Origin of the sequence: Paenibacillus sp. FSL W8-0426, from assembly GCF_037969725.1 — a bacterium.
GTDB lineage: Bacteria > Bacillota > Bacilli > Paenibacillales > Paenibacillaceae > Paenibacillus > Paenibacillus hubeiensis.
This window is the reverse complement of record NZ_CP150203.1, coordinates 1,587,398-1,613,249: the sequence shown is the minus strand read 5'-3', so window position 1 is coordinate 1,613,249 and position 25,852 is coordinate 1,587,398. Positions and strand designations below refer to the sequence as shown.

Below are 25,852 nucleotides of genomic sequence, written 5' to 3'. Positions count from 1 at the left end.
GGTGTGTCCGGCTGCCTCCCGAAATCTCTCTATCTTCTGTGTAATAACCCATGAATGCTGTAATTATGGTGTCTTTATGTATTCTCTCTGTATCACTATAAATATAGAATTTATTATTTGAAGAAACATTTTTTCATAGTTATCATCAATAAAAACATCATCCCATGATAGATTATGAGCAGTTGAGTTTCTAATTTTGTAGACTGTATTAAATGCTGCAGAAACAAAGTTACTATATTCATCATTTATGAGGGGAATTAAAATTTCATTAAGTTGTTCAATGTGTCCTCCATTGATAGTAAACTCAGGGTATTTACTTACAAACGGACTGGTTTCATGTGTAAAGAGACCATTCAACACCATGAAATCTTTTCCATCTGGCCTTTTATTTGTTCTTTTAATAAGAGTTTCAAATATTACAGCTCCTTTGAATAAATGAATTATCATTGGTTCAATTGTTCCACCGTTGATACTACGCAGTTTAATCATTTCTTGAATATCTTCGAACTCCAATATAAAAGAATACAAAGTAGTGATAATTGCTGTATTATCTTCAATTATTAATTTTTCAACGAATTTATTAGTAAATTCTTGTATAGTAATTTTCGTATCTATCTCCTCACAAAGTTCATTATATTTATTTATTAGATTAAAAATTAAATCAGGCAACTTTCGATCGTTAAATATATTATATGCCCCACTATAGTTAGCTTTTAGTTTAAAAAAATTGGCTGCCCCTGAATGTAACCAAACATCGTTTTTTTTGTGTGTTTTTTTATCTTCTGCCAACGATGCATCTAAATAAAAAATTGATTGATCGTATTGTTTCAATAGAAATGAATACCATCCAATGAAAAAATACGGGACACCCTTGTGAATTTCGTTATAGAAATTATTATCGTATTTCTTGATCTCATTTAGTAATTGTTTATAGAACAAAATAGTTAGGTGATTGTTTTCTTCAGGTTTAAAATACTTTGGTATTATTTTTGAATGAATACAATCAAAGAATCTAAGTTGAAATAATTTTTGATTTTCTTGACCTTCACAATAATTTTCAATTAACACCATTGATTCTTTTAATAATTTCAAAAAATCGTCATTCATTTTACTCACTCCTATTGTTTTGATTTTTATTAAATTATTAAATTCTAATAATTGTATTTTGTTGGTGTCCATCTTTCAGATAACATCTAATTTATGTACTTCGTAAATACCACACATCCTGTACGTTATCCGAACTACGTATATGATAACCCAAAATGTTACATTTGCGTAGAAAAGTTTGGAGAATAAGGGAGACTTCGAGTAGCCCTCAATCCCCAAAATCCATCCGATCCAGCGGGCTTTGAATACGCTGGATATTCTTCGAACTAACATGCGTATATCGCTGAGTTGTACGTGCGCTCGTATGACCAAGCAGCTCCTGAATGTAGCGCAGGTCTGTCCCGTTTTCCAACAAATGAGTGGCAAAGGAATGCCTCAGTGCATGAATACTTCCTTTTTCTCAATACCTGCACGTCGTCTTGCTTCTTCAAAAACCTTCTGCACGCTCCGCTCGGTAAGATGTCGATCAGAAGATTGCCCCGGAAACAGCCAACGATTAGGTCTATATTCAGCTATGTATTTCTGCACGATATCCCAGGCAAGATTTGAAAGAAGCGTCCTCTGATCCTTGTGCCCCTTCCCCTGTCTCACGATGATTGTTTTCCTTTCAATATCCAGATCACTGCAACGCAGACGCAACCTTATTTGCATAGCTATGTTTTCTCCGAAATTCTGAAAAATAAAAAAGGAAGGCTCTCTTCATCCCAAATAGGGAATCAGATAACCTTCCGATGCTTTCGGAACATTTATGATGTTGTAAAAGTAGAGGATAAGCATAGCAAGTTCAATGACAAACCTCTACTCCATAGCATCTACTCAAGCCTGCACCACTGATCAATTTGTCCTGATGAATAACAGTAGACGATTAAACCAGCAGATATTTCGTCAGGGGATATCTCTTTCCCCAAACATATACCGATATTCTTCTTGTCGGCTATAGAATGATTAATTTGAGTAGAATCAACTTCAAATATTTGTTCTTCCCCATCCGTTTTTTTAATGATTATCTGTGCACCAATTATCTCTTTGATTGTTGAAGGAAGTAGTCCATCTAACTCTGCATTGGCACCCATAACGACGGTTCCGAATTCAGGTGTTTCAAAGACTAAACCAACGTCAAACAACATTTTAGCTTCCATTCTTTGACCACCTTATCCTTGATCTATGAATAACTTACCTTTGACATCCTGCATCCTGAGATCGGCATTACGAAGTCTAACCATGGCATCTCTCCATATGCTTAAGTCATCCATTTATCAATTCCTACTTTTCTAAACATACAAATTCCATCCGACGATAAAAACAGCCAATATAAAAGCCGAGATGCCAGACATGATGTACATCACCTTTTGCTTTTTGCCGTAACTGCTCTTCCGCAGTTTATAAATAAGCAAGCCAAGATACGCCACGGCCAGAACTACATATAGTAGGTTAAACCCTAAATGAATGCGTAACGAAGAATAAGCGGGATAACTTGGAAGTCTGGTAAAGATGATAAAAAGATTCAGAAGCAGCAACACACCTGCGAAATGAATGGCAAAATAATATGTATCAAAATGGGTTGGAGGATTTCCTCGTTTTTTAAATTTGTAAAGAAGCATCCGGATGATGTAGCCGATCAAAACACCCAAGCTGAAAATGATAGCTAGCGCAACAGGAATAAATGATATTGTAATCAAGTTTACCGTTAAACTCGATACAGGCAAGTAATCCATGTAAGGAGTGTAGGAAATTTTCTCAACAACGCCATTATGCTCGACCACATTATAAAGACTACTTAACTCCGCTTTTGAAAATTTGGTTATATCCAGCTGCCTAAATAAATCAGTAAATCTAGAGGCGGGTCGTCGTGCAGATTGGAAATATCCTCCTTTCTCAGAAGTAACCGAATTAACGTATGTACTGTTACCGAAAATTTTGCTAATAAGCCCATAATAATAAATTTCCTCAAACGCAATGTTTGTCATGACCACCATTCCAAATTTGGATTTGGGATCAAAGACAACTTTGCTTGAAAATCCTTTTAAATTCCCCTCGTGCAACAGTGTAGGTACCCCGTATTCCATCTCAACGAACCCATGCGCAAATCGCGGAATCGAAGTCCCGTCATAATATAGACTTGTTGACAACATTTCATCTAACGTATCCCTCTTTGCAAATAATACATGGCTATCATCAACAGGCATCAGCGCTGCAAGGAATTTCCCTAAATCTTCTGCTGTCCCCATGGCTGCCCCAGTAGGATAAAAGGTTACATATACTCTGTTCTCAGGGATCCGTTTCAACTCTTTCGTATACCCTTCAATCTCATTCCTTCTTTGCACGAGGTCTGGACGATTTTGCCCTGTTGGATGAATCGTAGTGTCGTTCATATGAAGCGGTTCAAAAATATGTTGATTAACATATTCATAGAAAGGTTGGCCACTTACCAATTCCACGATGTAACCGGCTAGTCCAACGCCATAGTTTGAATAACCAACGACGCTATTCGGTTTGTAGATCTGTTTCGGCTCATTTTTACGCAACGTCTCTCCTAAATCATACGTTTCATTCTCGGCGTAATAATACACTTCGGTCGCTGTTTGATCTTCCCAACCCGCATTGTGATGCATCAGGTTCATTAGGGTAACCGGTTCATCGTATTTGAGCTTTTGGAAAAATCCCTCTGGCAGATATTCTCTGATATCCGTCTCCAAATCAAGCTTTCCTTGTTCGACAAGCTGCATCACACTTGTATAGACCAACAGTTTAGAGATCGAAGCCCATTCAAAAACAGTGGACGTGTCTGCCTTTCGCTGATTCTCAATATCCGCAAAGCCATACGCCTTATTCACAATGGTTTCACCATCTTTGATCGCCACAACGGAAACGGCAGCCGTATACTTCTCATACGAGGCAACATAAGCATCAATCGTTTCCTCTAACTCGGATAAAGGAATCCTGGATGGTGTAGTCTCAACCTGTTCTTCTTCGGCGTAGGCAGGTACCGCTATTGCCATAATGATAAATATGAATGACAGTACACTAGCGATGACTTTGTTTACAGTGTGATACCTTCGACTGATTTGCATGAGCTACACTCCTTTTTATTCAAAATAACGCTACATTTAACCCATTTCATGTTCTTCAGGCTTAATGATCCTCCAATCGGTCCAGATATGACTGCGATCTCGTATACGCTTTCATATGAGTTTATATGTATTTCATACATGCTTTCTCTGTACGTGCTCCACTTCCCCGATAGATCTGTTAACTCTTGTCACTCCGTCACGAAAAAATATTGTTATATAAACCGCACTAATCATTTTCACTAGGGCACTGCGAGTGCAGTACCATCTTCCGATCGCTGTTATCCCCAGATTTTTGGGATTCCCCTTTTCTAAGGGGAAAATCCGGTGATAAATGCGAACGCTTTGCTTCTCCAGATTGGTTCTGCCTCTCCGTTAACGTTTGTTTGTTTTTTGCGGTTTATATAGCTGATATTTCTAGCTTCTAGATATACATAGAAACTAGTTCTACTCGATGATTTCTCCTTTCCAATTAACAATGGTCAACTCTTTATCTTTCAAGAGGCACCAATCCATGATTTCGCCTACTAATTTTGGAGTAATGATCTCATCACTCCATTTCGGTGTTAGTGCTCTCCTATATCCTATATACTCGGTTTTCCAGCCTTCAAATTCTTCTCCGATAATTACGATTACCCAAAATTTCGTATAACACTTTGCCAGTAATCGGGTAACCTCATCTTGTACGGTTTTCGCATGCCCTTTTGAAGAGTAGGTTCCAAAGTTTATTATGTTGTTCCTGCCATCCCTTTATCAATCAATTCGAATCGGGTAAATACGTAATTTCTTCAATATTATTTATTGGCCTCTATAAAATTACATAGATTACTCTCAAAGTCATCTGATCTACAAGACGGTTGAACATTTGGGTTATTTCGAATCGTAAAATCAATAGAATACTGATCGTTCGGATATTCTTCAAAACTTTTATAATATATGAATACTCTTACTTCATACTTAGCTGAAGGCAAGGCATTGATTACGTTATTTAAATCCTCTGTTGTCAGTGTTTCATTATCCTTTCTTAATTTAATCCAAATATCATGCCCATTATTGCTCCAGTAACGTAGAGTTTCGGTTTTGCTTTCTTGATCATCAAATTCCAATGGAGCTATTTTCTCAACAAAACTTGTTTTTAGTTCATTCATATAACTTTCCACATACGGCTTTGCTCGGTGTGTTTGATAAATACCAATCACACTATTACCGACTTCAACAGCTGGCATTGTCAGAAACGCAGCACCAAAAATGATCGCAATACTTGGGACAATATAGGCGTCAGAATGGTAAATGAGCCTGCCAAGCAGTAAAAAAACTATGGTTCCCATTAGCGCCAGAGCAGCAACTCCAAAAGCGGCAGGCTTGTTATCAGCGCTAAATCCTCCATTACCAATATTAAAGATAAAAAATATGTATGAGTAACAGCATCCGATGCCGACACCCACAGCAAATAACAAGTAAATTGTCTTCAATAATGTTCTCACGATTTCCACATCCATGCTCTAATTAAATTATATGAACTCATCCAAGCCATACGAAATCTAATGTATTTGGCTACCTCTACTTCCCCGAAATTCATCGGCCGGACCGAGGGCCGAATGGCCCGAAGCGTGAATATGGTGTCATGCGCCGTTTGTCTTCGAAGCATCACTTAAAAACCTTTGATCAAGATTCCAAATCTATTTTTTACTTCGGTATACAAACTCAACTTCACCATCTAGCAAATATCGATATTCAAATAATTGCATTGTTCTTTCCCTAATTCTCTCCCGTATAACCGTGCCTAAGCTTACTGATCCTTGTGATCCAAGGTAACCATTATCAATAAATGTCTTCTCTACAAATTTTGTTTCCCTTAAGTGATACTTTAACCATTCTTTCTGCGATTCAATTAATGCTTCTCTTGGTTCTCTATCCAACTTAGAAAGAAGCTTTTTATATATTTGATTCAACTCTTTATCCCAGATCTCTGTATATTTGCTTTCCAACGCCCCCCATTCCAATGTTGTAATAATCTCTTTGGAATTTTGAAATTCATTTAATTCCACTTCATAATCATGATCTATAGGATTTCGAAGCATTTCATCATAAAATTCCCCACTCAAATCGTAGGTCCCAATGCTCATGGATAACACTTCATTATTAGAAGGATCCGATTGACCTTCAGTTATTTCTTTCGATTCTGTTCCATTACCTGTACTCACTGCATCAGGAGGCAGTTTAGAATTCATTATTGATTTAGTTTCGCTGTTTAAGGTAGTCGATTGACTACTATTTTGACAAGATGAAAACACGATCGTCATAAAAAATAATAAGAGTATCTTTCCTTTCATAAATTATCCCCTTAAATATTTTCTTTTATATTTACCGGTAATGGCGCATAACGTTGTAGTATTCACGAACCCGAGAGGCTTTAAAGGACCATCAGTAACTGGGTTGAAGACTTAGCCTCGTAGGAGTGTCTGCCTGTTACGACTTCCTCGAAATACCTTTGGCAGACCAAGGGGAGTCAGCCTCGCAGCGTGAATATGTTGTTATATGATGCATCCATCCCCTTGAACTACCTATAAAGTCTTTCCACATTCATTAAGTACTTAATTTACAAATTCGGTCCTCCCATTCGTATAAGACTGGCGAATTTCTCTATATTTAATAACCAGCTCTTTCTTTAGATTGGCATATTCGACTACAAATTCGGGATTGCTAATTAATGGGCATACTTATAGTTGTGAGGCTTGCCGAACACCTATGCAGTGACGTCCCGACGGGCTTAGGGGGCTGGATGTGGTCACTCGCTTCTCAGAGTGACCCGGAGCGTCAATATGGTGTTAGTCGAGGGAAGTTCCGGAAGCAGCCATGGCATTTAACGCGTTCTCAAAATAGCTATATATTTCATCTGCAATTCCCAGAAACTCTTCAACAAGTACATTACTATCCAAGTAACAAGCATACAAATAATCAACTAAAGCGGAGTCAATCTCACAATAGTTTAATATGGCATTCTTCATCTCAATAATGTCATCTTGCCATACACCTGTATCTACTAAAACCAAAGAGTATAATGCACGAATTAATCTTTTCGAATACCCTTTAATATATCTAGTTTTCATCGTGTGATCACTAGCAGTAGAAAGTGAACGACGTACACGACCTACTTCTTCCGTGGTCTCTGTATTTAAGTCTAGAATGAACTCTGGAGAAATAATGATCGGTGGTACTTTTTCACCAATGTCATCACCATACATGCAAACACAAATAATCTTAACCCAAAAACCCCACTCATTCGGTTTACTTAATACATCGTCAATCGAGCAAATGATCGTATCAATCTTAGTGACTATTGGATATTCTTTCAAAAGCCTGTCTTTAATATTTGTCAATCTTTCGTAATCAATATCTTTGGGATTACACAGACAATAGTAAAGTCTGCATCTGACTTAAAAGGTTTAGCAGTTCCTTTTGGAATCGAGCCACACATATATATGCTATGAATCTTACCTTTAAATTCGGTAAGGATCTGATCTATATACTTATCAACCAAATCCTTATATTCACTTTGTATTACAATTCTATTTATAACTTTTTCTAATATCATATAGACTCCTCCTAAACTAAGAACTTCTTTCGGCTAACGTTCCTGTATTCACGACTCAGCGTATGCGGAGTGTCCGGCGAATGCCCGACCCAGGGCGTATGGCCGCAGCGTGAATATTAGGTTAAGCGAAGTATCTGTCACCGTCGAATATGCTGTACGAAGTCTTCTAGTTAATTACTCTTATATCCCCAATGAATTCAATTTTTGTGTTATTTACTACTACTGCATCTCCATCCCTACATAAATAAACTGTTATATCTTTTGCCTTTGCATAACGACTTATTGATTGTTCTGTTTTTTCTGAGCCATCCCAGTGAGGTAAAAATTCAAATTCTACTAAACCTAATGCTTTCATATCTTTTAACCCAACTCCATTTAAGTCTCCATCTTCGCCATAGCCGGCTAATTCGATTGTTTTCGTCATTAATAAACTTCCGGCACTAACCCCAATTAAAATTCCACCATTGCTGACATATGTGCGCAACGAATCTATAAAGCCCCGTTTACGTAACAAGTGCAAAAAATAAAATGTATTCCCTCCAGATAAATGAATCGCATTGTGCTCAAAAATAGTGGAAATAACTATCTCGTCATACTCTTCATCGAGATCCTTATATTCGATATCTTCAATTCCAATCTTGTTATAAAACTCCGTTGTCGCTTTGAAATATGTTCTGTCCGGATCAGAACACGAAGGTATATAAGCAATAGAAGGTTTTATCCCTCCAAAGATGTCTTCTAATTTATTCAACAATCTATCATTTTCTTTCAGGTCACTTAACAAAATCAATTTAGCCATGTATCTTCCCCTTCTTTTCTGATTGAAATCTTATATTCTTAATAATCTTAATGATATTTCGCTTAACATTCCTGTATTCACGACGTTCACCGATTTTGGGTTGATGCATGGATATAAAGTTATCGGAAGTGACAAACCCCTTAGATATATTACTTGTTCTTGTATTCTTCAAAGTTTAATAACCTAAGTCTATTTTCATCATACACTTCTTCTGGAAAACGTAATGAATCAAGAGCATGAAGAGTTCTTGCAATATTAATACATTCTTGTACCTCATTATCGATTTCATATTTTCGTATAAGAATTTGCTTTAATCGATTGATGGTCTCCTCGTCAGCATGTTTAATATCTATTAGAATACTTAGAAACATCCATCGAGTATAACTCTCGCTTTGAATAATTACGCCATCGACTGATGGAATATATCCGGAAAACACCTCAAAGAGTGTGACTACTTTGCTTGATGCGATCAATCCTAATTTTTTTATTTCATCCTCAGCATCATACTCATTGCGGTTCATTTGTTTAAAAGCCCTTGTTCCATCTGTGTCGGCTTCAATTACAAATTCGTATAATAAATTACACCAATGGGTAACTTGTTCTTCTTTAGTTAAAGAATAAATATGGCTTAGATATTGATCATATTCTTTAACTTCGGGAAACGCTTTATAATAGTCTTCAATAGTTACCGTCTTTTTTATGTATTCGTAGTAATCAGAGTCATGTTCTACAATAAACGCTATAAAATCACCAGTCGTATTTAGTTTGGAAAAGGTCGGGGCAAGTTCATGGATTATTTCAACTAACGTATGGATAAACTTCTGAGTTAATTCATTCCATGATTCTTCATCTTCTCGATCAAAACATTCCGAAAGTATTGTTTCATACCATTGTTCAAATTTATTTATTTCTTCTGGTTGTTTCGAATCTTCGTATGAAAAATCCCCAACATTATATTCTACTCCCCTAGAGCCGAGTAATCTGTCTGGAGGATATGAGCTGCAGTGTTTTTCCGCATATATTTTAAACGAATCTACGGTATTCCACTTCATATTAACACTTCCATATGTAGCTTGGCAGTCCAATATCACCGCATACACTTCTTTATTTTCAGTTGTTGTTGCAAATTTCTCCAGATCATTTCTAAAATGATTCAATAATGTACTTTTCCATAGACTGAACTCAGGGTTCTTCATGCTGTTCTTTTCTCCTTTTTTTTCAGAGGGTCCAAAACCACTTGTGGTAATAGATCAATACTTATTCACTGACCAAAATGCTCGCTGGCTCACTGCTTTAAATGATACATACAAGGAGCATAGCCCCATTCTTTTTCAATTCCTTCACGAGGCGTCCATATCTCTCATTTTCCGCAAACTTCGCATATATGAATGAACTTTCTACCCTCGTACCCCCTACAATTTCCAGTGCGTGAAAGTTTGGTTTCTTTAAAATTCACTTTCATATCGCTGCATCACTTCCCACGCATATCGTCTAGCCATTATTTATGATGATAATAATTTCTTTGGGTCATAAGCAGTAAGAAATTGACCAAATCCATCCTCAAGCAAAAACCTTGAGAACTGCCGCATACACTGTCCCTTTCGTTCAGGATTAGGCAGTGGATTTTCGGTTTTAAGAGTGATCGCTATTTCACCGTTTACAAATGCAATCTCCAAGTGTTTCTTAAGGCTAACCTGTCGCTTCGTTGCATTCTTGTAATAAGAATTCAATCGAGTAACTACGGCCTGAATCTGCTTTTGAACAACTGAGTCACTAAGCTTGGATCTATACTGAGGGTTCTTGAATGTCATAGTTAACTCGTAAACGTTCTGATACATACGATCTATTCCTCCCATTCCAGTAAGTTATTCTTGATTTTCTCAATAATCAATGCATCTGTTTCTTGAGCATCATGATCTGACCAATGTGATACGCATTATGAATACTTAAATTGGATACCACGCCCCACCAAGGAGCATTGAAATAGGAAGGAATCTCTTTGATAAGTTTGAGATCATCACTTTCCTCAAGGGCTTTATTCCAACCATTAAAGACTGTTTCAAGTCGCTCTAAGGTCTTTTTCCACTCAAAATCATTTATCGTATGTGGATTCACGTAAAAAGTATCATCATTGTTTATTGAACTATCTAATTCAAATTGTCCGACGTTATACCTCTCAAGCCACTTCTCATTCCAAAAAATAAGATGATTTACGATCGACCAAATGGATTGTTTACTTTCATTTTCCCATGCAGCTTGTGCAGCATTTAAATCTTTTAAAATGTCATGGAGCGGGATGAACCAACTTTTATCGTTATAACAGGCGTTTAATTGGTCTATAAGAATAGATTTATAACTCATCCTTGTACCTCACTTTTCGATTTATCTATAACGTTCCCCGTATTCACGAACCCGAAAGCCTTAAGGAGTGCAGTGACTGGGTCAGAGACTAAACAGCCTTGCAGAGGTGGTTGCCTGAGTCCGTTCATTACTATTCGTCTTTCAAAAACCATTGAAGCATTTTTTGCTTCATTCGATCCGCTATTTCTTCATCTCTTGCCATGATCCATTGATATAAAGGTTCGTTTATAAATTCCAGCAAGTCATTTTTGCATTTCTCAAGACCATCTAACAGCTCTTTATAGGTAAACCTGATACAAAATAATTCTTCCTTCTGTGTTGCTGGATCATCTGACCACACTAAGACATAATCTTCATAATATATAATTCCAGGTGACGGATCATGCCCTAACCATGGACTTTGTTTTGCTTGAATTGAATTAATTATTGGTTGTAGTTCTTCAAGTCCGCAACAACAGCTAGGCATAATAAACGTTTCTTCATCCTGTATAAATGTAACCCCGCCTAAAATAGCAACTTCATCTTTCTCCAAAAGCTCTTTGAAAGATTCTTCAAAAGACATCGATGCATCTATACTGTTGTATCCAAATAAATGCAATAAAAACAATTCAACTTCACTTTCACTGCTATTCGAGGATAAGAAAGCAAACTCCTTCCGAGCCACTTCATTCTCAATCCATACAGGTTTATCATAATAAGGTTCTCGAATTACAGGTTTCATATAAGGCATCTTTGATTCCACCTACTTGGGTTCTTTATAAAAATGTCAATAATGTCTGCAGGAGCCGCAGCCTTAATTCAGCTTCCATTATTGCAAAGTATACATCCATGGCAATTTAAATAGATACTGTGTTTTTCGCATTTAGGGTATCCCCTCTTCTAAGCGGAAAATCCGGTGATAAACCTATGCTTCCGATGCAGCTTTCTTTCAGAAAGCTTTTTGGCGAACCGCTTCGCTTCTTCAGATTGGCTCTGCCTCTCCGTTAACGTGTAGATGTTTTTATATAATATAAATTTTTCTCACTCATGTCTTTCTCGCCTCTTCATATGTTCGGATCACTTCATCTAATTCGTTCTTCAGTTCTCTATGTTCTTCCCAATATCTTTGTCCTACCTTAAGTACCGAACAAAATAAATCTCCCATATACAGATCCCCTGAACTCAATGGGTTCTCCATTAATTTCTCTAAGGCTAAAGGTAAAAGAAAATCCAGACTCATTTGTTGCCCGATCGAAAGCCTTAAATCTTCATTATTCCATTCACAGAGAGGTTTCTTTCTTAATTCATATCCTTGGAGAACCAACCGAGAAGCAAAATTCGGTTCGTTCCACTTTTCACCTTCTAACTCTTCAAGAGTTTTGGTTAAATCCACTTGCTGCATGGTTTCACCCGCTTAAATAATTGGTTTCCAGTATGTCACATAACGTCTCAGTATACACGACGCCCCAATTTCATCACGATCGTTGAGTTGACTAATACATTTTTAGTAATATGTATCTCTTAAATCTTTCATTTAGTATGACAGTAATTATCGCTGATTGGTTTTCGATTTCTGAAGGGATGTTGTTATTATATGATTCCATGGCCTGATCGAATGATTCTTTGATCTGTGCAGAAATAGGACAAGATTGGACTGACAATATCTGCTGTAACCAATTCTACCACTCCTTAGGCATTATGATCTCTATAAAAGAGTACGGGACAATGCCCTCTCCCACGGCCCTATCATAGAACCAAGTTTGAACGAGGGTCATCATCCCAATGTATCAGTACGTTGTTTTTTCCAAGTCTCTTATCCATATCCCCAACGCCTTACATCATGTTCGTTATTCCAGTGTTATTCCCCTTACGCTCATACCAATAACCAGGAATACCATGCGCAAGACGCATTAACGATTCCAGATAGAAATAATCGCCCCAGATCATATGATCATCAGGGGATAAGCCGCCATGAATATGATAAGACCCATGTTTAAGAAAGCCTTCCGCTTCATCGTCACCGATCGTGGCATAGTTGTTGATCAGCGATTCCATGCTTGTTGCCAGCATCTGCTCGAAATATAGACGATCTGGATCACCAACAGCCAAATGGGAGATGAGCTCCGCCAGTCCCGCAGCAACGATCGCTGAGGCTGAACTGTCCCGGTAAGTATCCGCAGCTACAGGAGCGTTGAAGTCCCAATAAGCAACGCTGTCCTCGGGTAAATGTTCAAGGAAGTAACGGGCCATACGCTTGGAAGTCTCCAGAAACGCCTTATTTCCAGTATAACGATAGGATAGCGCGAACCCATATACTCCCCAGGCTTGGCCCCGCGTCCACGTCGAACCGTTGCTGTAGCCTTGATGTGTCGCACCGCCGATGGGAACACCCGACTTCGCATCGAAGAAAAACGTATGATACGAACTATCATCCCCTCTAACGATATAACGCCGTGTTTTCTCTGCCTGGATCTGTGCTATTTCAGCGTACGTTGAATCACCCGTCTGTTCACTTGCCCAATACAATAACGGCAGATTAAGCAGGCAATCAATAATAATCCTCCCCGCTTCTTGCTCGTTATCTGGGGCCCCCCAAGCTTGAATATAACCGCTGCCGTCACTCGTAGTCCGCCATCGTTTCATTAATACATCAGCTGCAGCAAGAGCCAGCTCCCGAGCACGCTCATCGCCAGTTACAATCCACTGGGCTTTGGCCGATAAGCTGTATAAAAATCCGATATCATGGTGATCCAGGGAAACATGCTGCTCAAGTCGCTGACGAAAACGAGCCACTGCCCCTTCTGCTGCCTTCCGGTAGCGTTCATCGTGTGAATATTCATAGCACAACCACAATATCCCCGGCCAGAAGCCATCTGTCCAGTCATCGTTATCATTCAAAATATAAGTTCCATTCAGACTAACATGGGGAAAACGGTTCCCAAACTTATCCATATTGTTTAGCGTTTTCGATAGAGTGTCCTCAATGGCTTGTATATAAAGTTTTTTCTCTTCCGAGTCCGTTGTTTGCATTCCCTCGGTAGACATCGCACTTCAGTCCTCTCTTCATCTATTAGGAGAAATGATCCAGAGAATGACAGCAAACAAGGGATCATCAACCGAGCTCGGTCAATTCGCCTGCCGCAAGCTCTACGACGTCAGTTTCCACGCTTACCCATACACTTTGTGCAGATGGATTATGGACGATCCGGTAATCTGCCGAGAATCGGAGCTGCCGCAATGCATGCATATACGAAACGATTTCAGCATTCGTAGCAAACCAAATATTTTCGTTTCCGGCAACGAGTTCTCCAAACCGATCGATCAGCTCCCAGTTGTTGTCGTTCTCAAATTCATAGCTGTGCCCCCACACATACAGCAAAGCCATCTTGGTATGCCTCTGCTTTAAAGCAAGTAACTGCTGCGCGTACTCCACCATTTGCCGATAATGGCAGGTCGGATGCCATCTCAGGAAATCTGAAGGCATATTGAACCCGAACTCGTTTGCTGCTGTCCGGGCATACTCTATCCCTAGCGAAGGCAGCAGCGAGACAAGCTGGTCGTTATATGTACCAAAAGGATAGCTCATCCCACGCACAGGATAACCAACCAGAGCCTCCAGTCCCTTTCGATCCTCCGTGATTTCCTGAACCATTTGTTCGACCGGCGACTGTTCGAGAAAAGGATGGCTGACGGTATGTGCAGATACTTCATGCCCTGTGAACAGGGGACGTATCTCGTCCCGTGTAAGAAATCCCTCTTTTCCGAGCGTACCGCTGTTTAGGTGAAACGTGCCTTTGAGACCATATTCATTAAACTTCTCGACCAGTCTCCTGTCATGAATCTGACCATCATCAAAACTCAGAGTGATGGCCTTATGCACGCCACCCGGAAAGCGATCATATCGAATTCTCATGCCAATTCCTCCTAACGATGGTTCAAGCAAGCGTATACGAGATTTCTCAAACGTGGATGCACATAGGGCTCTTGATTGTTCAACATATGCTGCGCATACATGACGGTCAGCTGAGAAGACGGGTCCATGATCGCCAGAGCACCGGCTGCGCCGCTCCAGCCGAATTCACCAAGTGGACTGAGCGACCCGCTGGTCTGCTTGGAACAATGGGTGCGAACACCGAGCCCGTAACCATACCCGGCAAGCTGTGACCACGAGAAATGACTGCGGGTGGCCTCCGTCAGATGATCTGTTCTCATGAGATTCACCGTGTCGGCTGCGAGGATTCGAACGCCTTTGGGGCTTGTTCCTTGATGGGTAAGTGCATTCAGAAAGACGGCGTAGTCATCCACCGTGGAGAACAACCCGGCACCGCCGCTCTCATATTCCATACCGATCCGATAATCGTTCCCTTCCATGGGAATAGGTTTACCCAAAGACTCGTTATATTCATACTGTGGAGCCAAACGGCTCCGTTTCTCTTCCGATACATCGAAGCCGGTATCACACATCCCGAGTGGGCCGGTAATTTCATCCCGAACATAGGCGCCGAACCGTCTTCCATCGACAACTTCGACCACAGCGGCAAGAACATCATGGCTTAAACTGTAGCTCCACCTCGACCCCGGTTCGAACAACAGCGGTTCTTCGGCGATGGCCGCCGCTACTTCGCGGGTTGGTGCTCTTCCGCTTGTGCGTCTTACGACTTCCAGGATTGAAGGGGAACGGATATCATAAGAGAGCCCGGCCGACATGGTAAAGAGATCCCGTACCCGGATCGCTCTCTGGGCTTTCTCCAATACCATTTCACCACTCGGCAAGGTCACCTTCACCGCCATCTCGGTATATTCGGGAAGATAATCCGACAACGGGTCATTTAACAGGAGTGCTCCCTTTTCTACCAGCTGAAGGGCTGCCGTACAGGTCAGAATTTTGGTCAGTGAATACAGCCGAATGATGTGCCTGTCGTGGATGGGAATACGTTGTTCCAAGTCAGCATAACCGCTGCGGTAGCGGAAGACCTCTTGATTGCGGTGCAAAACCAAAACCTCCGCCCATGGAATACGCCAATCCGTCAAGCGGTCGATAAATATGGATAGCGGTTTGAAGTCCATCGCTTTGCTTCCTTCCTGTCTCAATATCACTCGTAATCGATAACCACCATCTGATGGCATTCCAGCTTCGGAACGGTGTAGCTAACCGAACCCTTCTCCCACTTAAAGGGAATGGACTGCACTTGCGGTGCCAAATACACATCCTTCACTTGATGGGGAGTCCGGATGGACACCTCAACATCATATAGGGGGATGATATCCTCAATCACTTCGATCTGTTTGCCACGGCGAACAGGGGACGCATACAGCAGATGATGAACCAGCCTTTTCTCTTGCTTTTGATTCTGCAGGGTGGTCACCCCCTGGGCAGGTAGATCGGTGTTCAGCGTTTTATTAGGCATGAGGCGGTTCAGCGCATACAGGATCGTCTCCTTCAGGATCAGACTTCCTTGGTTCGCATAATCCTCGAACACGTTCCAGGCCAGATAGATGCCGCTGCCGCTCTCTACCATGCCCGGTCCGCCATAAACATCGCTGCTTGGCGTGTGCTGGTGCGAACAGAAGGTAAAGACATCGCGGTTGAAATACGGATCTTTCCTGCTTCCAAGCTCCGTTCCGCCGGCAAGTTCGAGCTTCTGGCCTTCCGTATACATGACAAAGGAAGCTTCCCCCAGGCTCGCAGGCTTGAACAACGGATGAAAAAAGTCCGGACGGTATGGATTCACTCCCACATATCTCACTCCGAAATCAATGGCGAAGGACGTACCATCTTGGTTCAGACCTGACCAGCCTGTGGCGAGGACCTTACCTCCCTGCTGTAAAAACAAATCCAGCTTATCCTTCAGCTCGTCATTCACCGCCACATAATCCGGTAAAATCAGCACCTGATAATTCGCAAAATCTTGTTCCGTATCAATCACATCAAATAGGATATTGCCCTCCAGCAGCATGCGTACAGCCCCTGCATCCGAATCGTTCCGACTTGCATCTTCTTGGGCTTTAGGGTGCACGCCCGTTGCTTCCAAGGACAACAACGCTACATCCGCAACGTTCACGGCATTCACGCACCAAGCTTCCTTTCTTTCGACTTCACGGTAGGCCGTACCGATCAATTCATAGGTTGCCGGATCCATGCGGCCATCAGGCTGAAGCTGATCCCCAATCGAACACTTTGCACCATTCGCAAGACTGAGAGCGGTTTCATAGCGAAGTGCGTTTGGATGTTTATATCCGCCGAATTCTCCCCACGCCGTATGAAATTTCCCGGTCATGCCAAGAAATTCGAATCCGAGAGTCTGTACGTACCTGGCCGAAAGAGGGAAATGGTCATACCCCCATCCGCCGGTAGGCAGCGACTCCAGTTCCAAATGGGTATTCATTGCAGCCAAGTCGCGACGACCTCGTTTGATGTGTCCGCCGTTATGAAAAATGGGCAGACCTGGTTTGATCGATTCCACCGTTTCCTTCACCCTGGCTGTGTAATTGGCATATGTGCTCTCCCATAGCCTCTTCATCGCTTCCTCGTTGCGAGGGTCATTCCCTTTACGCCGTATGGTATCCACACAGTTATGACAGTAACATTTGCGTATACCCACAATATCGAGAAACAATCCGTCTGCATCATATCGGAGCAACACTTCCCTAATCTGTTCGATCAGGATATCGAGATAAGGAGAGTTCATGCAAAATTGATGATAGCCTGGCTGCATGAAGCCTTCGGCCCAATTCGTTCGATCATTCATGTCGCGGATCAGCCACTCGGGGTGACGCCGGGCTAGCTTTTCATCCAAACCGGCCGAAAGGTACACTGGTGTTTTTACGTTGATTTCATGGGCTGCCTCAATCTGTGCCGCAAGCAAATCGAAGCTTAACCCCGGATGAATCTCATTAGCCTCCGAAGGATGATACGCCCAGCCATGATGGCACTTGGAGAACACCGTAATCGAGTCGACATGCCCAAGCTTCAACATGTCCTGAAACTGCCTTTTGTCAAAGCGGTCCCCAATGGGGACAATGGCTTCCGAGGTGTGAAAATCCAGATGGACTTGACGGAATCGCATGATTTCGCTTCCTTTCTCGTTCATATATCCCTAATATAGGCCTTCCAGCATTGAACGAATAGGTGTAAAGACGACTTTTTATAGCACAATTTCGACCATTCGCAGTTCAGTCCATGATACAATAGGTGCACCAAGAAGTAATGGAAAGGGCTGGCCTTATGAATTGTCTTGAGCTAACCATCCCCCCACTTCCGCAATTAGTAACGATCGGTCACTCCATCTGGAACCCGGGGCAGCAGCACCTGAGTCGTTCGTTTAACTTGTATGACATGCTGTTTGTGATGAAAGGTACCTTGTACATGACCGAAGATGATATGCCATTCGAAATCACAGCAGGTTCCTTGCTTGTGCTTGAGCCGAACCGTCTGCATGTCGGGCATCGCCCTTGCGAGGAAGAAACTGAAATATATTGGCTCCACTTGGCCCACCCTGAGCCTGTCCGAACGATGGACAGCGGACAAATTCCATGGTCGACTCCCTTCACGAAAGGCTCCAACCTGGATGTCACTCCGCACCGGCAGGTCATGTACATTCCCAAATTCACAAGCCTCCACACACCAAGCATTCTTCCCTTCCTGCAACGAATGATGGAGCTTCACTTAAGCTTGTCGCCCGCAACGTCCTTGCCGCTGCAGGGTCAGCTCGCTGGCTTGTTGACCGAACTGCAGTCAGCTATGCGCCTGCAGTATGCTCCACGTTCGAGAATACTGTGCGATCAAACGATAAACTATCTCGAAGAGCATATTACCCGTCCCTTTGATGCGAAGCATATGGAAGAAACGCTCCATTTCCATGTGGACTATCTCTCCCGCTGCCTGAAGAAATACACAGGACTGAGTCCGCTTCAATACCTGCACGAGCTGCAGATGAATAAAGCTAAATCTCTCTTGGAAAATACGAGCCTTCCCGTATCCGAGATCGGTGTGCTGATCGGGATCGAGAATGCCAATTATTTTATTCGCTTATTCCGAAAAAAGCTGGGAATGACACCCGGTCAATATCGAAGCACCCGCTTGGGCCGCACATGACAAAAACAGCAGGAACGTGAATGGTTCCTGCTGTTTTCTTATGAGTTCATATTGTTTTGTTTTGTTTTGTTTTGTTTTGTTTTGTTATGAGTTCCGTTCCTATTGTTTTCCTATGAGTCCATGTTGTCTTCTTATCAAAACGTTTAGACGTATTTCTCCCGATATTCCGTAGGCGTACACAGGTAAATCTTCTTGAACTGGCGGGCGTAATAATTCTGATCCCGGAAGCCGCTCTCCTGAGCCACTTGCAAAATAGACAGGTTAGGATTACGCAGCAGCGTACAGGAATAGTCCAGCCTCCGCCGGATCACATAGTCCATGGGCGTCGTTTGGAAGTTCCTTGCGAATTCGCGAAGAAACTGCCTTTTAGACAAATAAGCCTTTTCCGCGAGCATATCCAGATTGAGAGGCTCCTGAAAGTGTTCCTCCAAGTACGTAATGGACTCGGCGATTCGCAGCGCTTTGTTCTGAGGCCACCCGTTGTTCGCCACATAATAACGGGAGAGCACACCCATGAGTGCCGTAAAATAGGAGCGGATCAGCATTCGGTAACCTTCTGGCCGCTGATCATGCTCACTCAGAATGACATCAAGCAGACCGGTGACCTGCCGCAGCTGTTCATCATTCAGGGTAAGCATTCCTTTGAAGTTCATTTCCTTCCGGTAGAACGGCTCGAAATAAAATAATGCCTGGAAGCCAGCCATCAGCTTCAGCTCCTGCAGCTGAGTCATCTGGTCAGGATGAAACATGACGTTGACGTACTCGATATGATCCACGTCTTTATAGCCGTGGGACACATTGCCATGGATGAAGAACACCTGCCCGGCAGAGATCGGATACTCCCTTCCTTCGATAATGTGAGTTGCGGTACCTCCAAGAATGACAACGAGCTCGGAATAGTCATGCTGGTGGACATCAAAATCATGAGTTAGAGGGCATTTCTCGATGCGAAAAATAAAATCCGGTTCAAGCCCCAGGTCCAGATAATGGCTTTTTCTATTCATGTCGCTATTATGCTAAAGAAGGTCATTATCGTCAAGGAATTATGAAGCCATTTACAGTAACATGGGGATAAACGACATGAAACTGAGGTGGCTCATGTACCGCTATCATTTCCGTGCGCAGTGCCGCGAGAATATGGACCTGATGCAATTGTTTCGCGAAGCTTTACCCGTACTTCAAACCCAGACGCAGGAACTCGGCGCCCGTCAACTTAGTCTGTTCCATTTCGGAACACAGCTGTTTCTTTATTATGAAAGCCCGGCTCAGTCGGTTGATCCTCACGAACTCTTCGCTCACTGCGAAGACGCTTTGGAAACCTGGCCCGGAACGAGCAGTGCTAGAAGGTGGGTACCGATGATCGATATTTTCCACTATCACAAGCCGGTCAGCGAGAAGCAGTGGTTAAGACAAAACGCTCCAGCCCGGCCTTATGCCAGAATCGCCCATCTCAAGCCGGATCAAGTCGCCAGTTATGTCTTTTACCATTACCAATACCAGGAGGAGAAGCCGGGGGATGGCGATAAGTACGGGATGATTGCCCTGCATGAAAATCTGATGTTCTTCTACTCGGAAGATCCGGCAACCATCGAGAAGCCGTCCTATTCAGGCAAGCTCTCCACATCCCATACGCCATCCGACTGGGCGGGAACGATGGAGCCCCACTTTATACCCTGGGATTCGTCCGATGGGAGCTCCCGGATCTGGCTGGAAATTCCGCTCGTTATCCGGGCATAACGAATGTCAAACGAAAGGAGCATTCTTATCATGCGAACTGAATACTGCTTAAACGGTGAATGGAATTTTATGCCTTTGTATGAGCAGGGTACTGGCTTCGGCCTTCCTGGAGAGCTGGTTTACGAAGAGCAGAAGGTTCAAGTTCCCTCCAGCTGGAGAAGCTCCTACGAAAGGCCTCCGGGAAAGAACTTCGGGATCATTCCTGAATACGAATATGCGCCTTATGATGTATTTCGATATCCGAAGGAGTGGGCGCACGCCGAAGCGGGAGTTCTTCACCGGTCATTCCGGGTGCCTTCGGCCATGTATGAACCAGGGACACGGATCTTCCTCCGTATGGACGGGATCATGCAAAAGGCTGCCGTGTATCTTGACCATCATCTCGTAGCCATGTGGGAGGATGGTTACCTGCCTCTTCTTGTGGAAATTACCGAACTGGTCAGAAAGGATACGGAGCACAAACTTCATGTAGTCTGCGGCAGCTTTGACAAGGTCGAGATTCCTTCAGGTCAACAAAAAATCACGGGCCTTGCAGGCTCGTGGTTCGGTTCGATTGCCAGAGGGATATGGCAGGACGTATATCTGGAAAGTCGGCCCGAGATTTCGCTTGCGGATGTAACAATCCGAACGTCGGTACGGGAGAATCGGCTGGACGTAGATGCTGCGGTAATCCATCCCTTGGCTTCCTCCTTGAAGACATCCCACAAGGCTATTCTTCATGTGCGCGAAAACGGTGATTCGGCGTCCTCCCCCATTCTTCAGGCTGAAGCTGATATGTTAGCCGTGAACGGCCAAGGGGATTCAAGCCGGCTCACGTTCCGCCTGGATTGGGAGGACGCCAAGTACTGGAATCCGGAGCAGCCTTTCTTGTACAGCTTGGAGCTTGTACTTCTGGACGGTGACCGGGCTATCGACCGGGTGGAACAGCCATTCGGCTTCCGTGAGATCTGGACCGAGGGTTCGCAGTTTATCCTTAACGGTACGCCCATGAACTTGCGCGGTGACTCCTGGCATTTCCAGGGTGCCATTCAACAAACACAGGAGTACGTACGCACCTGGTATGGCATGTGCAAGGAGGCCGGAGTGAACTGTGTTCGTCTGCATGCCGCGCCTCATCCGACCTATTATCTGGATATCGCCGATGAGATGGGCATGCTGATTGTGGATGAAACGGCCATCTACGGTTCGAGCAAATCCATGCCTGCGGATCATCCCGCTTATATCGCGAACTGCACAGCCCATGTCCGCAGACTGGTAGAGCGGGACCGCAATCATCCATCCATTATCCTGTGGAGCTTGCAGAACGAGATGCGCTGGGTGGACGGCCGCGATATATTCAAGCAGCATATGCCTTCCATGATGGACCTCATTCGCGAGTTAGATCCTACCCGCCCGATCATCGCAGAAGGCGATAACCGTCTCCTCCCCAAAGAACTCACGGAGGTGGAGAGCAGGCACTATAACATAGACGGCACCATCGACGCGTGGGATCGGAAGAAGCCTCTCGTGTTCGGCGAGCATGGCGGCTGGTGGTATGTCTGCCCCCAGAACAGCAGCATGTACGTAGGCTTGGCTGCGTATCGAAACACGGATGAATGTATCCAAGGTCTGGCCGAGAAGGAGCGGCTGTTCGTGGAGTATGCGAGGCGGCAAGGCGTTTCGGGAATCTCCACTTTCAACTTCGCCCATTATTTCATGCGGGCCATGCCGGAACACGATATTGTGCTTCCTCCATCCGCTCCAGATACGCCGGGGCCGAAACCAAAAGTCATTCCGAAATACGCGCTAACGCTGAATAACGGTCTTCTTCCGAAGGAATATCCGCTTTATATGAAGAACCCGTCCTTCCCGATCATGGAAGCCTCTTTCAAGCCCGCTACCATGATACCGGCAGAATACAATCGTTCCTTTTTCGATGATGAGCCGATTTCCAGAAGCTTCGATGTCTATAACGATACGTTCCATTCAAGTAAGACTCGGATTGAATTCGAAGTACGCCAGGAGGACAGACTCCTTCACCAGGAGCTCTTCCTGTTCAACCAAGAACCGGCGGATCATGAGATCGTGACCGTAACCTGGAAACCTGAGCCTGTTAAGGATGTAACTGCTATACACGTTCATGCCGTAATGTTTCACGATGACAAGCTCGTTCATGAGCTGGATTTGCAGTACAAACTGTATCCCTCACATTATAAAACAACCCCTGTCTCTATAGATCGACCTGTGGCCTTCATAGGTCGGGACGAAGACTTCGATCGGATAAACGTCCTTGTCCCGGAATGCAGACGAATCCGGCTTGAACAGCTTGGCGAGCTTTCACCCAACCACCTCGTCGTTGCAGGCAGCGGGCTGGAGGATGAGGACGGTCAACTGGAGATGGCGCTCCAAAATTATGTACGAAGGGGCGGGCGTCTTCTGCTGTTGGAGCAGCTCCATCTGTCTCTGGGTCATTTGACAATTTCGCGGCAGGATTTCATCCGCGCCCACGCGGGCAGCTATACCCATCCCATCCTTCAAGGCTTGGACAATGATGATTTGATGTTTTGGGACGAAAAGATCCGTGAGGATGGCCCACCTCCTATCATCCACGCCGCTTTCGAGAAACCGATCAAGGGCAATTTCAATATGATCTTGGAGTGCAGCGCAGGGGACTTTGGAGATGGCGGGGATCTGTGGTCCCCTCTACTGGAATACCGGAACGGCAGCGGCCTCTTCATCGCTAATCAGCTGCAGCTCATGGAGCATTTCGACAGCGTCCCTGCGGCCTGCTGCTTGCTGCGCAACATGCTCGCTTATGCAGGAAACGTCGAAGCGATATCGATCCGAACAGGTGCATGGGTTGAACGGGGAGGAGCAGCAGAGCATTTCCTGCGGTCCCTTGGCCTTTCCTTCGACGTGCTCGAGAAAATCACGAGCAGCCTTCTTGCAACATATCAACTTGTTGTCGTGGAGCCAAACCTCCTGTTAGATTCGAATTCCATAGCCGTTTTGAATGAATATGTTCGGCATGGCGGTCAACTCGTCATCCTTCCCGCTTCTCCAGGTCATGAAGCCGCCCTGTCTGCTCTGTTGAAGCGCCCTGTCTCGATCCTGAAGCATGAAACGTACCACTTGGAGGCGAATTACGATAGGCCTGTGGTCCAAGGATTAAGTCCGGTTGACCTGTTCGGTTTCGACAAGGTTTTTCTCTCGCCCAGAGAAGTTGTTAATCGTCCCTTGGCCTCTTACAGTCTGGATACGACCGATGCAGCGGTACTATGCGCAAGCGTAGAAGGGACAGCATGGAAGGATTATTTTGTGCATGGGCATACGTCGGAATACAGCAGGCTGGCATTGGTGGAGCTGAACCGGGATCAACAGCATCCTGCCGGGAGTTTTGTACTGCAAGTGGAACAGGAACAAGGATGTATCATTTTATCTCAACTGCTCCTTGAACCGGATTCCGCCAAATCCATACGCTTATATAGCCGACTTTTGGCCAATCTGGGGGCCGCCATAGACGACGGTCTTCTTCACAGCTCCAAAACAGACGCGCACTGGTCCGTTGAAAAGGTCATGGCGCTGCCTTGCAAGCCGTGGGTCAATTACGAGGAAATGAAGGCCTATTATACGGATCCGGAATTCTCGCTGAACAATCTGGGTGAGGGGCTCTACGGCTGGATGCTCAAGAAAGAGCGAAGCTCTTCAGACGGTGCCTTTCTTATCCAGGATCCTGGGGATGAGCGCTGGTTCCTGAGCTGTTTCGTTCATGGTTTGGACCCTTCATGTAATCCAGTCGATGGTATCCTTCGAGGTAAGCTTCAAGTCAACACGAACTCCGAATATGAGATTTATCTAAACGGGAGTCATGTTCCCGATCCAGAGAGACATATCGAGCTGCGTGCCGGTATTAATCGTCTGATCGCCATCGTGCAAGGATCCGGGGAGGACATCCGGTTCGGTATGGTATTTAGGAACGCGGGCGGTTCATATATGAGGCACCTTCAATATCGTCTGACCTTGGATGATGTGGAGCCCAAGTAAGTTTACTTTTCCGTATCTGTTACTGCGACAAGGATATTAATTAATGAATCATTCCATTTCAGAAGAGGTGGGCTGCATGCATATGAAACATCCGACTGCACTTGAAGTTCTTCTTGATCAAGCAAACGAGAGTCTATCTGCGAACAGCCATGCGATTGCCACTTGGGAGATTCCCGGCTTTTACCAGGACACTGAGGGACACACGCTCGCGAAGCGGCGGATGGAGAAGGATGCCCAAGCGGCCTATACAACTGCAATGGCCTACCGGCTGTCAGGAACAGCTGCTTATGCAAGCAAAGCGAAGGAAATCATCATGGGGTGGGCAGTAGTTAATCGGGAGATTACAGGTGCGGACGGACCATTGGTATCTGCTTATCTGGGGGTTGGACTCATACTTGCGGCGAATGAAATCAAAGAATACGTGGACTGGAGCAAAGAAGAGCAGAGTATTTTCACACAATGGATGACCCAGGTATGTCTGCCGGAGTGGGATCGAATCCCTCTCCGCAACAACTGGTGGAGCTGGAGTCTGTATGCCCAACTAGCCATGTATCGTTTTATGGAGGATAAGCTTCATTTGGCAGAAGAGGTGACCGCGCTCAAAGAACATCTCGACCACTCCCTCTCCATCGAAGGATTCATTCCAGAAGAAGCGTCCAGAGGCAAGCATTCCCTGTGGTATCATTATTTCGCTCTCGCTCCGGTAACGGCTGCCGCCAAGCTCGTCCTGGACACAACGGGAGAGGATTTGTTCCGCTGGGTCTCACCGGGCGGCAAAAGCCTCCAGTATGCCGTCAAACAATTCTTCCATTATGTCAACGGGCATCTGAAGGAATGGCCATATGACGATAATCCGATCTTCCCGGCACAGCTATCTGGCAGCACATGGCCCCTTGATCTGGTTGAGGCGATGGCGAACATCTACAAGAATCCGGACTTTGAACGTTTTGTCGCTCCTTACCGTCCGATCACAGGCAATATTAATATCAACAGCGGCCTTTATCATGCTTATGCCTGGATCTATCCCGAGCTGCAATTTCAACGTTAGCTCTAAGAAAGAAGCCTTTCCGAATATGATCGGAAAGGCT

Annotated in this window: 22 protein-coding genes and 1 pseudogene; 4 read left to right on the top strand and 19 right to left on the bottom strand. The window is 44.0% G+C overall.

The window, feature by feature from the left end; all coding sequences use genetic code 11:
- Window positions 1-63: 63 nt before the first annotated feature.
- The 18 genes and pseudogenes from MKY59_RS07285 to MKY59_RS07200 all read right to left on the bottom strand — a co-directional run bounded on the left by MKY59_RS07285 (window position 64) and on the right by MKY59_RS07200 (window position 17,976).
- Window positions 64-1,107, bottom strand: a complete 1,044-nt coding sequence (locus MKY59_RS07285; protein WP_339276813.1) for a hypothetical protein — start codon at window positions 1,105-1,107, stop codon at window positions 64-66.
- 208 nt (window positions 1,108-1,315) lie between these two features.
- Complete coding sequence (locus MKY59_RS07280; RefSeq protein WP_339278347.1) at window positions 1,316-1,459, bottom strand: tyrosine-type recombinase/integrase; 144 nt, start codon at window positions 1,457-1,459, stop codon at window positions 1,316-1,318.
- Between the two features lie 23 nt (window positions 1,460-1,482).
- Window positions 1,483-1,758: a tyrosine-type recombinase/integrase gene (locus tag MKY59_RS07275; RefSeq protein WP_339276811.1), complete on the bottom strand. Its 276-nt coding sequence runs from the start codon at window positions 1,756-1,758 to the stop codon at window positions 1,483-1,485.
- 161 nt (window positions 1,759-1,919) lie between these two features.
- A complete protein-coding gene (locus MKY59_RS07270; RefSeq protein ID WP_339276810.1) occupies window positions 1,920-2,246 on the bottom strand; it encodes a hypothetical protein in 327 nt (108 codons plus the stop codon).
- A 132-nt stretch (window positions 2,247-2,378) separates the two neighbouring features.
- Window positions 2,379-4,178, bottom strand: a complete 1,800-nt coding sequence (locus tag MKY59_RS07265) for a serine hydrolase domain-containing protein (protein ID WP_339276809.1) — start codon at window positions 4,176-4,178, stop codon at window positions 2,379-2,381.
- Between the two features lie 791 nt (window positions 4,179-4,969).
- Window positions 4,970-5,659 carry a hypothetical protein gene (locus MKY59_RS07260; protein ID WP_339276807.1) on the bottom strand — a complete coding sequence of 230 codons (690 nt, stop codon included), beginning with the start codon at window positions 5,657-5,659 and terminating at the stop codon, window positions 4,970-4,972.
- 195 nt (window positions 5,660-5,854) lie between these two features.
- Window positions 5,855-6,508: a lysozyme inhibitor LprI family protein gene (locus MKY59_RS07255; protein ID WP_339276805.1), complete on the bottom strand. Its 654-nt coding sequence runs from the start codon at window positions 6,506-6,508 to the stop codon at window positions 5,855-5,857.
- Between the two features lie 495 nt (window positions 6,509-7,003).
- Window positions 7,004-7,770 (bottom strand): annotated as a pseudogene (locus tag MKY59_RS07250) (nucleotidyltransferase domain-containing protein).
- A gap of 166 nt (window positions 7,771-7,936) precedes the next feature.
- The gene (locus MKY59_RS07245; protein ID WP_339276804.1) at window positions 7,937-8,569 is read right to left on the bottom strand and encodes a Type 1 glutamine amidotransferase-like domain-containing protein; all 633 of its coding nucleotides are present in this window, start codon (window positions 8,567-8,569) and stop codon (window positions 7,937-7,939) included.
- Between the two features lie 149 nt (window positions 8,570-8,718).
- Window positions 8,719-9,765, bottom strand: a complete 1,047-nt coding sequence (locus MKY59_RS07240) for a DUF4303 domain-containing protein (protein WP_339276803.1) — start codon at window positions 9,763-9,765, stop codon at window positions 8,719-8,721.
- 306 nt (window positions 9,766-10,071) lie between these two features.
- A complete protein-coding gene (locus tag MKY59_RS07235; protein ID WP_339276801.1) occupies window positions 10,072-10,407 on the bottom strand; it encodes a hypothetical protein in 336 nt (111 codons plus the stop codon).
- Window positions 10,408-10,456: 49 nt separating this feature from the next.
- Window positions 10,457-10,930, bottom strand: a complete 474-nt coding sequence (locus tag MKY59_RS07230; protein WP_339276799.1) for a DinB family protein — start codon at window positions 10,928-10,930, stop codon at window positions 10,457-10,459.
- Window positions 10,931-11,060: 130 nt separating this feature from the next.
- Complete coding sequence (locus MKY59_RS07225; protein ID WP_339276797.1) at window positions 11,061-11,660, bottom strand: hypothetical protein; 600 nt, start codon at window positions 11,658-11,660, stop codon at window positions 11,061-11,063.
- Between the two features lie 294 nt (window positions 11,661-11,954).
- Complete coding sequence (locus MKY59_RS07220) at window positions 11,955-12,311, bottom strand: contact-dependent growth inhibition system immunity protein (RefSeq protein ID WP_339276795.1); 357 nt, start codon at window positions 12,309-12,311, stop codon at window positions 11,955-11,957.
- Window positions 12,312-12,742: 431 nt separating this feature from the next.
- Window positions 12,743-13,954, bottom strand: coding sequence for a glycoside hydrolase family 88 protein (locus MKY59_RS07215; protein WP_339276794.1), 1,212 nt, complete (start codon window positions 13,952-13,954; stop codon window positions 12,743-12,745).
- Between the two features lie 67 nt (window positions 13,955-14,021).
- The gene (locus MKY59_RS07210) at window positions 14,022-14,822 is read right to left on the bottom strand and encodes a polysaccharide deacetylase family protein (protein ID WP_339276793.1); all 801 of its coding nucleotides are present in this window, start codon (window positions 14,820-14,822) and stop codon (window positions 14,022-14,024) included.
- An 11-nt stretch (window positions 14,823-14,833) separates the two neighbouring features.
- Window positions 14,834-15,976, bottom strand: a complete 1,143-nt coding sequence (locus tag MKY59_RS07205; protein WP_339276792.1) for a serine hydrolase domain-containing protein — start codon at window positions 15,974-15,976, stop codon at window positions 14,834-14,836.
- A gap of 26 nt (window positions 15,977-16,002) precedes the next feature.
- Window positions 16,003-17,976, bottom strand: coding sequence for a beta-galactosidase trimerization domain-containing protein (locus tag MKY59_RS07200; RefSeq protein ID WP_339276791.1), 1,974 nt, complete (start codon window positions 17,974-17,976; stop codon window positions 16,003-16,005).
- Window positions 17,977-18,134: 158 nt separating this feature from the next.
- On the opposite strand from MKY59_RS07200, the gene MKY59_RS07195 reads away from it, so the two are divergent.
- A complete protein-coding gene (locus MKY59_RS07195) occupies window positions 18,135-19,004 on the top strand; it encodes a helix-turn-helix domain-containing protein (protein WP_339276790.1) in 870 nt (289 codons plus the stop codon).
- A 143-nt stretch (window positions 19,005-19,147) separates the two neighbouring features.
- On the opposite strand, the gene MKY59_RS07190 is transcribed toward MKY59_RS07195, so the two are convergent.
- Window positions 19,148-20,008, bottom strand: coding sequence for an AraC family transcriptional regulator (locus MKY59_RS07190; protein ID WP_339276788.1), 861 nt, complete (start codon window positions 20,006-20,008; stop codon window positions 19,148-19,150).
- 76 nt (window positions 20,009-20,084) lie between these two features.
- Between MKY59_RS07190 and MKY59_RS07185 the strand changes: the two genes are divergently transcribed.
- The 3 genes from MKY59_RS07185 (at window position 20,085) to MKY59_RS07175 (ending at window position 25,812) form a co-directional block, all read left to right on the top strand.
- On the top strand, window positions 20,085-20,741 hold the full coding sequence (locus MKY59_RS07185) for a hypothetical protein (RefSeq protein WP_339276786.1): 657 nt from the start codon (window positions 20,085-20,087) through the stop codon (window positions 20,739-20,741).
- Between the two features lie 30 nt (window positions 20,742-20,771).
- On the top strand, window positions 20,772-24,764 hold the full coding sequence (locus MKY59_RS07180; protein WP_339276784.1) for a glycoside hydrolase family 2 TIM barrel-domain containing protein: 3,993 nt from the start codon (window positions 20,772-20,774) through the stop codon (window positions 24,762-24,764).
- Window positions 24,765-24,840: 76 nt separating this feature from the next.
- Window positions 24,841-25,812: an alginate lyase family protein gene (locus MKY59_RS07175; protein ID WP_339276782.1), complete on the top strand. Its 972-nt coding sequence runs from the start codon at window positions 24,841-24,843 to the stop codon at window positions 25,810-25,812.
- Window positions 25,813-25,852: the final 40 nt, after the last annotated feature.